The organism is Neobacillus sp. SRL179 (genome assembly GCF_984799095.1).
This window is the reverse complement of record NZ_OZ481792.1, coordinates 1,694,244-1,708,916: the sequence shown is the minus strand read 5'-3', so window position 1 is coordinate 1,708,916 and position 14,673 is coordinate 1,694,244. Positions and strand designations below refer to the sequence as shown.

Sequence of the window (14,673 nt, the reverse complement as noted above, 5' to 3'; positions counted from 1 at the left end):
TCAAGAATAGTGCATGAGCTGCACATTATTATAGTATAAAGGTTTACTTAATTGAAAACAATAGAAATCCCTGTAAACACGCATGCTCACGGGATGTTTCTTTTAAAAAAATGCCCTCTTCTTCATTCAAAAACCCCGTGGAATAAATTCCACGGGGTAACTGATCAATCATTACATAAACTCAGCAACTAATTTATCAAAGTGTGCTTGGTCAAGGCTTAAATCTGCCTCTACTAATGGTTCTTCAGAGTATCCTGTCAGTAGTTCCTGATAGGAAGGACGTTCTGTATTTTGATAAATAAGTCCAGTAACCAAACCATTATGTTCCATGATGGTCTGCATCGCCATTTCACGATTAGAAGGATCATATCCTTCAACATTACTAAGTTTTGTTAGATTTTCCTTAAACCAGTCATAGGTGTTGACCTTATTATAGGTTACACATGGGCTGAATACGTTAATAAGTGAGAATCCTTTATGCTTGATTCCAGCCTCAATCAATGCTGTTAGGTCTTTTAAGTCAGTAGAAAAGCTTTGTGCAACAAATGTTGCTCCTACAGACAACGCCATCTCCATCGGTGAAATCGCCTGTTCAATCGAACCCATCGGTGTTGATTTTGTTTTAAAGCCTACTGCAGAACGAGGTGAAGTTTGACCCTTTGTTAAACCATAAATTTGGTTATCCATTACAATGTAAGTGATATCCACATTACGGCGAATCGCATGAACGGTGTGACCCATACCAATTGCGTAACCATCACCGTCACCACCAGAGGCGATTACAGTTAAGTCACGATTGGCCATCTTAACACCTTGTGCAATTGGTAGTGAACGACCATGGATACCATGGAAACCGTAAGAATTAATATAACCAGAGATCCGTCCAGAACAGCCAATCCCCGAAATTACTGCTAAATTTTCTGGCTGCAAACCAACATTAGCTGCCGCACGCTGCATTGCCGCTTGTACTGAGAAGTCGCCACAGCCTGGGCACCAGTTCGGTTTTACATCATTTCGAAAGTCTTTAAAAGTGGCCATTTAGAACAACTCCTTACATTTTGAATGTACTTCGTGTGGCAGGAATGGATTTCCATCATATTTAACATATTTCGTAATTTTCTCAGCATGGCCAACATTCATTTTCATAATATTAGCTAATTGTCCCGTTGCATTGTTTTCTACAACGAGGACTTTCTTAGCTGACTTTACTAATTGCAGTACTTCATCTGTAGGGAATGGATGAATCAAACGAATTTGCGCATGATTTACTTTCAAACCATCCTTTTCAATCCGTCCCATTGCTTCTTCAATTACACCACGAGTAGAGTTAAACCCTACAATTAAAAGATCAGCATCTTCATGTGGTGCATTTTTATAAACAGGTGTATTAAAGCGGATATTTTCAACTTTGCGTAACCGTTTATCCATTTGCGCAATTCGATTCGGCGCTGATTCAGATGGTTTACCAGTTTCAGCATGTTCAACACCTGTGACATGGTGGATACCATTTTTCATTCCAGGAATGGTACGTGGTGAAACACCATCTTCGGTTACTTCATAGCGTTTGAAATAGCCCTTATTTTCGATCTCTGGAAGCTCTTCTGTAACTAGCTTACCACGTCTAACTTCTACTTTTGAGTAGTCAAGCGGTTCAACCGTTTGTTTTCCAAGAGATAATTGCAGGTCAGATAAAACGATAACTGGACATTGATATTCTTCAGCAAGGTTAAAAGCTTCAGCCGTATCATAGAATGCTTCTTCTACCGTACTTGGAGCCATAACGATTTTTGGAATTTCACCATGTGTCCCATAAATCATCGCCATTAAATCTGATTGTTCTTGTTTTGTTGGCAGCCCTGTTGATGGACCTCCACGTTGAGTATCAACAATAACAAGCGGTGTTTCTGTAATACCTGCTAGTCCAATTGCTTCCATCTTTAGTGACAATCCAGGACCTGATGAGGCTGTAATCGCACGAACACCACCATAGCTTGCTCCGATTGTCATCGTACATGCAGCAATCTCATCCTCAGTTTGGATAACTGTTCCGCCGACTGCAGGTAATTTCTTAATTAAATACTCCATGATATCTGAAGCAGGAGTAATTGGATACGCAGCCATGAAGCGGCAGCCGCCTGCAAGTGCACCTAGCGCGATCGCATCGTTACCTATCATAAACATACGGTGTTTGCCATCTGCTTTTTCAAGGACCATGGTTGGTACATTAGCATCCATTTTTTCTTTCATATAATCAAAACCGGCTTGGATGGCATCCATATTTTTAGCTACCACTTTGTCGCCTTTTTTACCGAAAATTTCACGAACCACTACTTCAAAAACATGAATATCCAAATCTAAGACTGCAGATGTGGCACCAATGGCAACCATATTTTTCATGAGGGAAGTCCCTAATTCTGTAGCGATTTCCGTGAATGGAACCGCATACAATGAAGCCTCGGTATCTTCTGGCTTAGTAGGATTAAATTTTGAATCAGCTAGGATTACACCTCTGCTGTGAAGCTCTTTGTAATTAACATCAATGGTCTCTTGGTCAAATGCTACAAGGATATCAAGGTCATCAGAAATAGAGCGAACCTCTGTTGTGCTTACTCTGATTTTATTATTTGTATGACCGCCTTTAATTCGTGATGAAAAGTGACGATAACCATACAAGTAATAGCCCAGGCGATTCAATGCGATTGCAAAGATTTCCCCAGTACTTTCAATACCTTCCCCTTGTTGTCCGCCAACTTTCCATGAAAGTTGATTGATCATTTCCTTACACCCCTTTGGATATGTAAAAGATAAGTAGATTAAACATTTATTAGAGTAGCACTTTTCCAAAAGTTCCAAATTTTAGTCATTATTTTGTGCAGAAGACTAAAAAATCAGAATTAAGGATATGTACTAAACGCTTACAATTCTAGACCTTAAGTCTGAAAAATGCAACCCTTTGGCTCGAAATATTGTCTAAAATATGAATATTTTTTTATTATTTGAAATTTACTATTTATCAAGAAGGCAAATTTATACAAAAAAAATAGACTAAACCTTAATTTCCCTGAATTTTGTTATACTTATAATAATATTAATTGATTTTTCTTCGTATATCAGAATAATATCTTTTTAGATAAATATTATTCTCAACCTATATTTTTTTAAAAAAAAGAAACAAAAAACCTGCTTGAAATGTTCCCAAGCAGGTAAATATGGTACTTTTATTTCTCCGGAAAATAGTCTATCTCTTTCAACGTGGTTCGACGATAAGTTTAATAGCCGTGCGTTCTTCCCCGTCAATTAAAATATCGGTAAACGCTGGAATACAGATCAAATCCACTCCGCTAGGTGCTACAAATCCTCGTGCAATCGCTACTGCCTTTACGGCTTGATTTAATGCACCTGCACCAATTGCCTGTATTTCTGCTGCACCTCTTTCACGCAGAACTCCAGCAAGTGCACCAGCTACAGAATTAGGATTAGATTTTGCTGAAACTTTTAATATTTCCATTCCTAGCTCCCCCTTAGAAAATCCCGATCCCGCATGAGCAGTTTCATGAACAAATCAGGTTATAACATTCCACTGCTACTATATTCAGTTGTGAAAAGACATATTCCGGCTTGGACAAAAAAAGTCAAGATATTTGCGTTTCAGATTCTTTCGTATAGCATCGTCCAAGGATAAAACTCCTTTTGAACTTATTAATACAAATTCCCACAACCATTGGCTTATCTAGTTACTCGTCAATGGTTGTGGGAGCATAAGAAAAAGCGGTGCAATCGCACCGCTTTATTTTGCGTATTCAACAGCCCGAGTTTCACGGATTACTGTCACCTTAATATGTCCTGGATAATCAAGTTCTTCTTCAATTCGCTTGCGAATATCTCGTGCTAAGCGATGAGCAGAAAGATCGTCAACGGCATCTGGTCTTACGATGATCCGCACTTCACGGCCTGCTTGAATAGCAAAAGACTTTTCAACGCCTTCATAGGACTCTGATATTTCTTCGAGTTTTTCAAGACGGCGAATGTAGTTTTCAAGTGTCTCACTTCGTGCACCAGGTCTTGCAGCAGATAATGCATCTGCAGCTGCAACAAGAACAGCAATGATTGAAGTTGGTTCTGTGTCGCCATGGTGTGAGGCAATACTATTGATGACTACTGGATGTTCCTTGTATTTCGTCGCAAGTTCTACCCCAATTTCCACATGGCTTCCTTCCACTTCATGGTCAATTGCTTTACCGATATCATGGAGTAAGCCAGCTCGACGAGCAAGTGTTTCATCTTGACCAAGTTCAGCAGCAAGTAACCCAGAAAGCTGTGCTACTTCAACTGAATGCTTTAATACGTTTTGACCGTAACTTGTACGGAACTTCAAACGGCCAAGAATTTTGATAAGATCTGGATGGAGACCATGAACACCCACTTCAAATGTGGTTTGTTCTCCAACTTCGCGAATATACTCATCGACTTCACGACGAGACTTTTCTACCATTTCCTCAATACGTGCTGGGTGAATACGTCCATCTTGGACTAGCTTTTCAAGTGCTAAACGAGCCGTTTCTCTCCGTATTGGATCGAAACCTGATAAAATAACAGCTTCTGGAGTATCATCAATAATCAAGTCAATTCCCGTTAGGGTTTCAAGTGTACGGATGTTACGTCCTTCACGGCCAATAATACGGCCCTTCATTTCGTCATTTGGAAGATTGACGACAGAGACAGTCGTTTCAGCAACATGATCAGCAGCGCAACGCTGGATTGCGAGCGATAGAATTTCCTTCGCCTTTTTGTCAGCTTCTTCTTTCGCGCGGTTTTCACTTTCTTTAATCATTATGGCAGTGTCATGGCTTAATTCTTGTTCCATTCTGTCAATAATGATGGTTTTTGCTTCTTCACGTGTTAAGCTTGATATTCGTTCGAGTTCAGTTTGTTGTTTTCGTACCAACTCGTCCACTTTGCTTTCCATCTCTTCAATATGCTGTTGTCTTAGGTTTAGAGAATCATCCTTCTTTTCTAAAAGATTTTCACGCTTATTTAACGTATCGTCTTTTCGATCTAAATTCTCTTCTCTTTGCAGTAAACGGTTTTCTTGTTTTTGCATTTCATTTCTTCGTTCACGAACCTCACGTTCAGCTTCTGTTCGAAGCTTGTGAATTTCATCCTTTGCTTCTAGCAAAGCTTCTTTTTTCAATGAATCAGCATCACGTTTCGCATCTTCAAGAATCTGATCTGCAGCATTCTTTGCACCTGCTACTTTTGCATCAGCAATGGATTTATGAACAAAATAGCCAACAACGGCACCGACGATAAGGCCAAGCAAAATGGAGATGATAGTAATAGAGTCCAATCGTTACACCTCCTCTTGCTATGAACTTTTGTTACAATTTTTTAAGTGTCGGCATGTACATTGTTTAGAACTAACATACAGCAAGCACCAAGGCTTTTCGCAATGTAATATTTCCAAAAAAGTAAAATATACATGTTAATTGTAAATGTGTGAATATTTATTGTCAAGGCTTAGTCCGATTAGCTTTTCAAAGTATTTAGACTTTTATATAACCTATTCACTCGTTTAACAAAATATTTGAATAATTATACAAAAAAATTAATTTTTATTCATATTTGTAAAAAAAAGCAAAACCACTTTTGGGCTTTGCTCTGTGAACACTAATCTAGTAAATTAAATTGCTCATCCTCTTCTTCAGGTGCTTCAGTTACCATTTTTTCTCCGTCCAAACCAAAATGCGCACGGATTTTTTGTTGAATTTCCAAACGAATGCTAGGATTCTCTTTCAAAAATAGCTTCGCATTTTCACGGCCTTGTCCGAGTCTCTCTCCGTTATATGAATACCAAGAGCCGCTTTTTTCAACTACATCAATTTCAGAGCCAATATCGATGATCTCGCCCTCTTTTGAAATCCCTTCTCCATACATAATATCAACTTCAGCTGTACGGAAAGGAGGAGCCACTTTATTCTTTACAACCTTTATTTTTGTCTTATTTCCGACAATATCATTACCTTGCTTTAGCGCTTCTGCACGGCGTACTTCAATACGGACAGTGGAGTAAAATTTTAATGCTCGTCCGCCTGGTGTCGTCTCAGGGTTTCCGAACATGACTCCAATTTTTTCACGAACTTGGTTAATGAAAATGGCAATCGTCTTCGATTTATTGATAGCACCAGATAGTTTACGAAGGGCTTGGGACATCAAACGGGCTTGTAAACCCATGTGTGAATCGCCCATTTCGCCTTCAATTTCTGCTTTTGGAACAAGAGCTGCTACTGAGTCGACTACGATAATATCAATAGCACCGCTTCGAACAAGGGCCTCTGCAATTTCGAGTGCCTGCTCACCGGTATCTGGCTGTGATAATAGTAATTCATCAATGTTTACTCCCAATTTTTGAGCATACGCTGGATCAAGTGCATGCTCTGCGTCGATAAAGGCAGCCTGCCCGCCATTAGCTTGTACTTCTGCAATCGCATGAAGGGCAACAGTTGTTTTACCCGAACTCTCAGGGCCATATACTTCGATAATACGGCCTCTCGGATATCCACCTACCCCAAGGGCTGCATCAAGTGCTAAGGAACCACTCGGACTCGTATGAATCTGCGTATCTGTTTTCTCTCCCATCTTCATGACGGATCCTTTACCAAATTGCTTTTCTATTTGTTTAAGCGCCATTTCTAAGGCGGCCTTTCTATCACTCACAAATAGTTCCTCCTTTTATTATAAAAAAAATTATGATTTGTTTTTTAATCTATCAAAAGTTAACCTATTACTAATATAACCTCTTTTTTGCTATTTGTCGAGAAAAAAAGCGAACATTTATTCGACCCTTTTTTAACCATTCATACCTGAAAAACAACCATATCCCCATGATTTATTGCATTGTACTACTCTATCGCCTTTGAAATCGAAGAAATTGCCTATTAACAGAAAATTATAGATAATAAAAGAATCACAGAGGCTAATTAGCATTCTGTGATTCTTTTAATTTTTGCAAAATGAAATAGCAGCCATATTTCACGGAGCGATTTCGATTTGCTTCTCTTGATCCGGCAAGGGTAAGCTTTTCAACCATAGTGGGTCTTCCCTTAACCGCGATTCCCACATAAACAGTCCCTGCTGGTTTGCCTTCCAATTCGTCAGGACCGGCAACACCTGTGAAGCTTATCCCAATATCACTAGGCACAAGCATGGAGACATTTTCCGCTAATTCTCTAGCACATTCTTCGCTGACAGCACCATATTTTTCAAGAGTTTCCTTTTTCACTTGTAAAACCTGTTGTTTTACTTCATTGGAATAACACACAATGCCGCCATTAAACACTTTACTTGCCCCAGAAACTGACGTTATCTCTTGCTGAAACAATCCCCCAGTTAAACTCTCAGCCGCTGTAATGGTTAGGTTTCTTTCATTTAGGACTTTCATTAATGTTTCTAATAAAGATGTATGATCATATCCATATAAAAACTTACCAACACGTTGCTTAATGGCTTGTTCTACTTCATCAAGCATCGACTGTGCTGCCTTTTCATCCACATGTTTTGCTGTCAGTCTTAACGTAACCTCACCATCACCTGCCAGCGGCGCAATCGTCGGATTAGACTGGGTATCAATTAGATCCATAATTTCCGTTTCCAATGCGGCTTCGCCAATTCCAAAGAAGCGTAAAACCCGTGAGACAATTTTGTCTTGGGAGGTATTTTTAGAAATCAGTGCCTGACACCCATATTCCCTAAACATCGGTTCCATTTCTTTAGGTGGTCCTGGTAAGAGCATATAGGTATGACTCCCCGTTTCCAAAACCATACCTGGTGCCATTCCATGATTGTTAGGTAATATAAGAGAACCTTCCAGCACAAGTGCCTGCTTGCGATTATTTTCAGTCATAACACGGTTAGTCCGTTCGAAAAACAGCTCAATCGATTCTAATGCGACTTGGTCCAAAACAAGTTTTGTCCCAAGATGACTAGCGATGGTTTCTTTTGTTAAATCGTCTTTTGTTGGTCCAAGTCCGCCCGTAAAGATAATGATATTGGCACGTTTCTCTGCTATATCAATCGCTGCCTGCAAGCGCTCTGGATTATCCCCAACAACCGTATGAAAAAAGACATTGATCCCAATAGAAGCTAATTGCTGTGATATAAATCGAGCATTCGTGTTCACAATTTGCCCAAGCAATAATTCAGAACCCACTGCTATAATCTCCGCATTCACCCATACTCACCCCACTAATTCACAGAAATTATTTTGAATTCTTTAACACATGACTATTTTTCGCGAAATAATCCCAGCCAGACCAAATGGTGAAAATTAAGGCAACCCACAATGCTACTACATCAAAACGAAATGGAATCATGGCAAAAATAATGTTATGTAACAAGAGTGATGAAATGGCAATTATTTGTGTCCAAGTCTTAATTTTGCCAAGCATATTAGCTGCTACAACCTCCCCTTCGCCTGCTAACAAGAGACGAAGACCGGTTACAGCGAATTCTCTGCTGATAATCACAATAACGATCCATGATGGAGCATACACATCATTCAATTCGACTAGTACAATGAGAGCGGCAGAGACAAGTAATTTGTCGGCAAGCGGGTCAAGAAATTTACCCATGTTTGTAACAAGGTTATATTTACGGGCATAATGACCATCTACCCAATCTGTCGTTGATGCTAATATAAAAATAAGCGCTCCTACAAAATGTGTAACAGGCATATCAGCACCTAGGAGAGTCATGTTCCCCCAATCAAAAGGAACTAGCATAATAATCAAGAATAATGGGATTAATAATATTCTTGATACGGTGATTTTATTTGGAATATTCATAATTGCCCTCCGAGTCTATAATAAAAGTGAAAAATAGCCATCAACAGATGACTATTCAGTCTTCAGAACATTTTGAATCGTGATATTCTGAACATTTGCTGTTGCTGGTATTGCATATTCTAGCTTTTGATCATTCACATAAATTTCTGTATCAGCGGCATTTCCAACCCTGATAACAGCCATATTTTCTGCAGATAAGTCCTGGGTTTGGCTATCCGTACCGCCTGTTTTTAATGTGCCTTGAAAAAAGGTTTTCCCTTTTCCGTTTTTTATACTCACCCATGTTTGTCCTTTAGAAACTAATTTCACTACAAATTTATCTGCATTTTTCAAATCATAAGTGGAGGAATTCCCACTGCTGGTAACGACTGATAACTCTTGCTTAGGAGTTTCGGCCACAGGTGTTTTTTGTTCTTCCTGTTTCGCAGTATCCTCTTTTTTCGTGTCGTTCGCCTTTTCTTTTGCTGTTTCATCCGCCTTTACTTTTTCAAGGCTTTCAGATTTTTCAATTTTTGTCTGTCCATTATTCTTACTAAGAGACTCCTTCGTTTCATTGCCTGTATGAGTCGCAAAAAAATAGTAGACCAGGCTGGCAACCCCAATGACGAATACACCAATTAATATTTTAGGCAGAATATCAAAAACTTTTGAACTTCCTCCTGAAATAGCTTTATGCGTTTTCACTCTTGATAATTGCTGCGGTAAATCCTCATTATAGGATGCAGGTATTTCGCCTTTATAGGTTTCAAAGATTTCATCTGAATTTAAGTCTAGCGCTTCGGCATATTGTTTAATAAAAGCACGCACATAAAAATTCCCCGGCATACTGGTATAATTGCCTTCTTCAATCCCGATTAAATACCTTTTTTGAATTTTAGTCATAGTTTGTAAATCATCTAAGCTTAAACCTTTGGCTAATCGAGCTTCTTTTAGTCGATTCCCTAATTCTGTCACGTATAACACCTTCCAACGTATTAAAAATCAAAATCCCCAAAATCAGATCCGGAGAACATATTATGTTGATCAACGACATCGTATGTAATTTCTTCTTCTGCATCATTTCTTAATTCAATAATATAATCAAAGTCATCTAGCGTGTACTCTGAATTTTGCACGAAGATATCAGGATGCTCTATTACCTTAACGGCTGGCAGTCGCATGATTTCTCGGACAAGCTGCCAATGGCGCTCGTTTGCCCGTCTTGTTGACACAATCCCATCAAGGATAAACAAATTATTTTCATTGTATTCATCTTCAATTAGTTGATTGCGGATGGTTTGTTTTAAGAGTGTCGATGAAACGAATAACCAACGTTTATTTGCACAGACACTTGCAGCAACTAGTGATTCGGTCTTACCAACACGAGGCATTCCACGAATACCGATTAGCTTATGCCCCTCCTGCTTAAATAATTCTGCCATAAAATCAACTAATAATCCAAGTTCATCTCTTACAAACCGGAAAGTTTTTTTATCATCTGCGTCTCTTTGAATATAGCGGCCATGTCTAACAGCAAGTCTGTCACGCAATTTAGGCTCTCTTAGTTTGATTAATTTTATTGTGTCCATTGTATGTAAAATTGACTCAAGTCGTTTTATTTGATCATCATCTTTTGCTAAGATCAGTAACCCCCGCCTACCTTCATCAACACCATTAATGGTGACAATGTTGATAGCCAGCATTCCTAATAGTGATGAGATGTCTCCCAATAGACCTGGGCGGTTTTTTTGAATCTCATATTCTAAGTACCATTCTTTTTTCATAAAAAAACCCCCTAAAAGAAGTTTCGACAAATTTTTCACTGCTTTATGTCTATCCCTTATAATAAATGATTTTGATAGAAGATGAAAGGAAAAACAAAGAGATTAGCTTATTTATCCAAAAACTTCTGTTTAGCAGCAAAAAATTGCAAAAAGAGAGACCCCCGTGGGCCCCTCTCTCTTAGCGGTTTCCGTTATTTGAAACTAGTTTTACCATTATATTTGCAATGGCTTGTTGTTCTTGTTTGTCAGCCACTGACCAAAGATCTGCAAGAATTCTTTCTTGTTCATTTTTTGGTTCAACTTGGTTGGCTAAATAGTCTCCGATTTGATAAGCAAGGTCGGTTATTGCCCCTTCACTGATTCCTTCATTTTGTGCATGATGAAGACGGTCAGCTAAAAAGTCTTCCCATTGTTTCCAATTATCTAAAACAGACATGATATTCCCTCCTTTAGAATGGTACCTGGTTATTTTGCGACGAAGGAACAGGAACTATACCATTAACGTGTAAATTTTATTAGTTATGTGTACCATCCGCCATTAACTGCAATCACTTGTCCTGTGATATAGGAGGCATCATCTGATAACAAGAAAGCCACACTCGCAGCAATTTCTTTAGGATACCCAATTCTCCCCATTGGAATGTCAAAGCTAATCTGTTCTGTTTCCTCTGAACTAAACCCTGCCATCATCGGTGTCTCAACCGCTCCAGGTGCGATTGCATTTACGCGAATGCCATTTAGGGCCACCTCTTTGCTTAGTGCTTTTACAAAAGCAATCTGGGCCCCTTTAGCAGCGGAATACGCCACTTCACAAGCGGCACCCGTTTGTCCCCAAATCGAGCTGATCACAATGATATTACCAGAACGCTTTCTGATTAATTTAGGCAGTAGTTCCTTCGTGAGTAATAATGGATTTAAAACATGAATATTTAATAATGCCTCCACTTCTTCTTGCTCGATATCCACTAGAAGGCCATATTGACCTTTTCCCCCACAATGGATGATAGCATCTAGGGAAAAGATATGTGAAAGGATGGACTTATATCCATTTGGATCCGAAAAATCAGCCCTTACGGGTATATATTCTCCACCATACGGGACCAACTTTTCCAATAAATCCTCGATTATTTGTTGATTTTGATTATAATGCAGGTATAAGTGATATCCTCTTGCAGCTAAATCTAGAGCAATCGCTTGTCCGATTCCCCCGCTTGCTCCTGTTAAAAGTACGTATTTTTTCATGTAAACTCACTCTCTCATTAAAACGGCGAAAAAGCGTCGAACAAACGACGCTTCTGGCCTTATTTCTTCTTAGGCACCACTTGACACACGGAGAACCGTTCCTCTGATATCACTTCAGCTGCTAATTCTTTAATATCCTCTAGTGTAATCTTTTCAAGCGTTGGGACAACATCAAATAAATTCATATCATTAAAGGCGTACCTTGTGAATTGATTGGCTATATATTCTGGTGAATTAACTGCGCGTAAAAACGCACCAATTTTTTTCTTTTTCGCTCTTTCCAACTGTTGTTCTGTAAAGATGGTTCCAGTTTTGGCTGCTAGAAGCATCTTCTCAAGTTTGTCTGTTAGTTTATCAGGTTCTCCTGTATCTCCTCCGACCATCGCAAACCCAAAACCTTGTTCTTGCGTGTAATCATAGGAAAATGTCTCATCAATTAAGCCTTCATCATATAGCTGATTATAATTAACCGAGCTTTTTCCAAACAATAAATCGAGCAGAACATTCATGGTTAATTCGTTTTTCAGCAGCACATCACCCGTTTGATCGACATGAAGGGCTTTAATGCCAACAAGTGCTTTAGATGTTTGAACATTCATTTCCAGTACTTGTTTCTTTTCGGCAGCTTGAGCAGGCTCCTCTTCAAACTTTCGTTTGATTTCAGGCATATCTTTGTAATCCTTTTTTGCTTGGTTATCTCTTATTTGTGTCATTATTTTTTCAGGATCTACTGGACCGACAATAAACAAGAGCATGTTGCTTGGATGATAGAAGGTATTATAACACTCATACAGCCAATCTTTGTTAATCTCAGCAATCGAATCAATCGTCCCCGCTATATCAATCTTAACAGGGTGATTTTGATATAAATTTTGAATTAAACCAAAATATAAGCGCCAATCAGGATTATCATCATACATCGTAATTTCCTGACCGATGATTCCTTTTTCTTTTTCAACCGTTTTTTCTGAAAAATAAGGACTTTGAACAAAGTCAATTAAGGTTTCTAAGTTTTTTTCCACATCAGACGTGCTCGAAAACAAATAGGCGGTACGGGTAAAGGACGTAAATGCATTTGCAGAGGCACCTTGCCGGCTAAACTGCTGAAACACATCACCATCTTCTTTTTCAAACAGCTTATGCTCCAAAAAATGGGCAATCCCATCAGGAACCTTTACATATTCATCTTTTCCCAGTGGCACAAACGTATTATCCACTGACCCATACTTAGTTGTAAATGTAGCAAAAGTTTTATTAAAACCTTTTTTTGGCAAAATATAAACATTTAACCCATTCGACATTTTTTCATGAAAAAGCTCTTCCTGAAGCTGGTCAAAAGTAATTTTCTCCATTATTTGCCCGCCTCCGTTCCCGTTAAGAAGTAAATCGTATCAAGTTCAATTTTATTTGCTACCGCAACAATTTCCTCTTTCGTGGCCTTTTGCATTTCTGACAGCCATGTATCGAGGCTAATATCCGCATGCGCGACCACATTATGATAAAGCATCTCAGTCAAACCCCGAGCAGTATCAACAGTTTCCATAATTTGATTTTGAATGACAGCCTTTGTTTGCTCCAACTCAGAATCAGTAAAATCACCTTTTTTCATGGCATCCATTTGCTCATGGATGATCCCGACAGCTTTGTCATAGTTCTTTAAGTCGATTCCTGACATGACCATCATTAAGCCCTTGTGACTTTCAAGACGACTGGCAGCATAATAAGCAAGACTTGCTTTTTCACGCACATTGATAAACAACTTAGAATGTGAAAAACCGCCAAACACCCCGTTGAAAACTTGAAGAGCAAAATAATCTGGGTCACCATACACAATATTGGTACGATAGCCCATATTTAATTTCCCTTGTTTTACATCCTGCTCTTCTTTTACTTCATTAACTTCAGATTTTGTATTTCTTTTCTCCGCCGCTGCCTTTTTCGGGGTACGGTTTTCAAAATGAAGCAGGTCAGAAGCAAGATTTTTTACCTTTTCTTCTTCCACATCACCAATCACATATAGGTCCATTTCATCTTCTAGAAAGGCGGTTTTAAAATAATCGTATAAAATTTCCGGCGTGATGGCATCCACATCAGCTGCTTCTCCATTTACTTGCAAGGCATAAGGTTCACCCTTACACATTTCTTCTAACAGCCGAACATTTGAATAGCGCATTTTATCATCATAAACCGATTGGATTCTCGATTTGAGCGTACGTTTCTCCCTGTCAACTGTATCCTTGTCAAAGGCATTACCAGAAATATTAGGGTTCGTCAAAATGTCTGCAAGCAGTTCAAATCCTTGTTTCATTAACGGAGTTGAATCACTAAGAAACTTTTCATTGGCGATTTCTAAAGAAAAGCTGATAATATGGTATTCCCCTTTTTTAGCCAAATCCACATAAAGTGTTGCCCCATATAGTTCATCCAAATAGGATCGCAATGCTGTAGTAGTATTATATTTAGCCGAGCTGCTCTGCAAAACATGTGGAAGCAAGGCCCTTTTTGTAACGTACTCCTTTGTTAATGGTGCTTTCATTCTCCATACAAATGTATTGGTCTTGTATTTTTCTGTTTTAATAACATGTAACTTATATCCATGCATTTCGGTTATTTTTTCAGCTGTTGCAGTTGCATCCATTTATTTTCCTCCTTTTTGTAAAGGGTACTACTATAAGAATATGTAGACATTTTTCTTTATATCTTTTCCTTTTACATAAAACCTATACTTCTTACTATAATTTGCCAGGCATGTTCAATACAAGCGATATGGAAACTTAAGCAAAAAAAAGACCGACTTTTACTTAAAGTCAGCCTTTTTCTCTTTAGTA

The 14,673-nt window shown here is 38.7% G+C and carries 13 protein-coding genes; all 13 read right to left on the bottom strand.

Going from position 1 to position 14,673, the window contains the following annotated elements; all coding sequences use genetic code 11:
* Positions 1-171: 171 nt before the first annotated feature.
* Complete coding sequence (locus AC4E8C_RS08460) at positions 172-1,038, bottom strand: 2-oxoacid:ferredoxin oxidoreductase subunit beta (RefSeq protein WP_490211667.1); 867 nt, start codon at positions 1,036-1,038, stop codon at positions 172-174.
* On the bottom strand, positions 1,039-2,775 hold the full coding sequence (locus tag AC4E8C_RS08455; RefSeq protein WP_490211666.1) for a 2-oxoacid:acceptor oxidoreductase subunit alpha: 1,737 nt from the start codon (positions 2,773-2,775) through the stop codon (positions 1,039-1,041).
* Positions 2,776-3,247: 472 nt separating this feature from the next.
* Entirely contained in the window at positions 3,248-3,508 is a 261-nt protein-coding gene (gene spoVS / locus AC4E8C_RS08450) for a stage V sporulation protein SpoVS (RefSeq protein ID WP_003211281.1), read from the bottom strand.
* 279 nt (positions 3,509-3,787) lie between these two features.
* On the bottom strand, positions 3,788-5,347 hold the full coding sequence (rny, locus tag AC4E8C_RS08445; RefSeq protein ID WP_490211665.1) for a ribonuclease Y: 1,560 nt from the start codon (positions 5,345-5,347) through the stop codon (positions 3,788-3,790).
* A 320-nt stretch (positions 5,348-5,667) separates the two neighbouring features.
* The gene (recA, locus tag AC4E8C_RS08440) at positions 5,668-6,714 is read right to left on the bottom strand and encodes a recombinase RecA (RefSeq protein ID WP_490211664.1); all 1,047 of its coding nucleotides are present in this window, start codon (positions 6,712-6,714) and stop codon (positions 5,668-5,670) included.
* Positions 6,715-6,973: 259 nt separating this feature from the next.
* Positions 6,974-8,227 carry a competence/damage-inducible protein A gene (locus AC4E8C_RS08435; protein WP_490211663.1) on the bottom strand — a complete coding sequence of 418 codons (1,254 nt, stop codon included), beginning with the start codon at positions 8,225-8,227 and terminating at the stop codon, positions 6,974-6,976.
* A gap of 28 nt (positions 8,228-8,255) precedes the next feature.
* Complete coding sequence (gene pgsA / locus AC4E8C_RS08430) at positions 8,256-8,840, bottom strand: CDP-diacylglycerol--glycerol-3-phosphate 3-phosphatidyltransferase (RefSeq protein ID WP_490211662.1); 585 nt, start codon at positions 8,838-8,840, stop codon at positions 8,256-8,258.
* A gap of 51 nt (positions 8,841-8,891) precedes the next feature.
* Positions 8,892-9,794, bottom strand: coding sequence for a helix-turn-helix domain-containing protein (locus tag AC4E8C_RS08425; protein ID WP_490211661.1), 903 nt, complete (start codon positions 9,792-9,794; stop codon positions 8,892-8,894).
* A 20-nt stretch (positions 9,795-9,814) separates the two neighbouring features.
* A complete protein-coding gene (locus tag AC4E8C_RS08420; protein WP_490211660.1) occupies positions 9,815-10,603 on the bottom strand; it encodes a DUF3388 domain-containing protein in 789 nt (262 codons plus the stop codon).
* A 178-nt stretch (positions 10,604-10,781) separates the two neighbouring features.
* Entirely contained in the window at positions 10,782-11,039 is a 258-nt protein-coding gene (locus tag AC4E8C_RS08415) for a DUF3243 domain-containing protein (RefSeq protein WP_490211659.1), read from the bottom strand.
* 83 nt (positions 11,040-11,122) lie between these two features.
* Positions 11,123-11,845 (bottom strand): elongation factor P 5-aminopentanone reductase, encoded by a 723-nt coding sequence (gene ymfI, locus AC4E8C_RS08410; protein ID WP_490211658.1) that lies wholly within the window; start codon positions 11,843-11,845, stop codon positions 11,123-11,125.
* Positions 11,846-11,904: 59 nt separating this feature from the next.
* The gene (gene yfmH / locus AC4E8C_RS08405; protein WP_490211657.1) at positions 11,905-13,197 is read right to left on the bottom strand and encodes an EF-P 5-aminopentanol modification-associated protein YfmH; all 1,293 of its coding nucleotides are present in this window, start codon (positions 13,195-13,197) and stop codon (positions 11,905-11,907) included.
* Positions 13,197-14,483, bottom strand: coding sequence for an EF-P 5-aminopentanol modification-associated protein YfmF (gene yfmF / locus AC4E8C_RS08400; protein ID WP_490211656.1), 1,287 nt, complete (start codon positions 14,481-14,483; stop codon positions 13,197-13,199). Before yfmF ends, yfmH begins: the two co-directional genes overlap by 1 nt.
* Positions 14,484-14,673 lie beyond the last annotated feature (190 nt).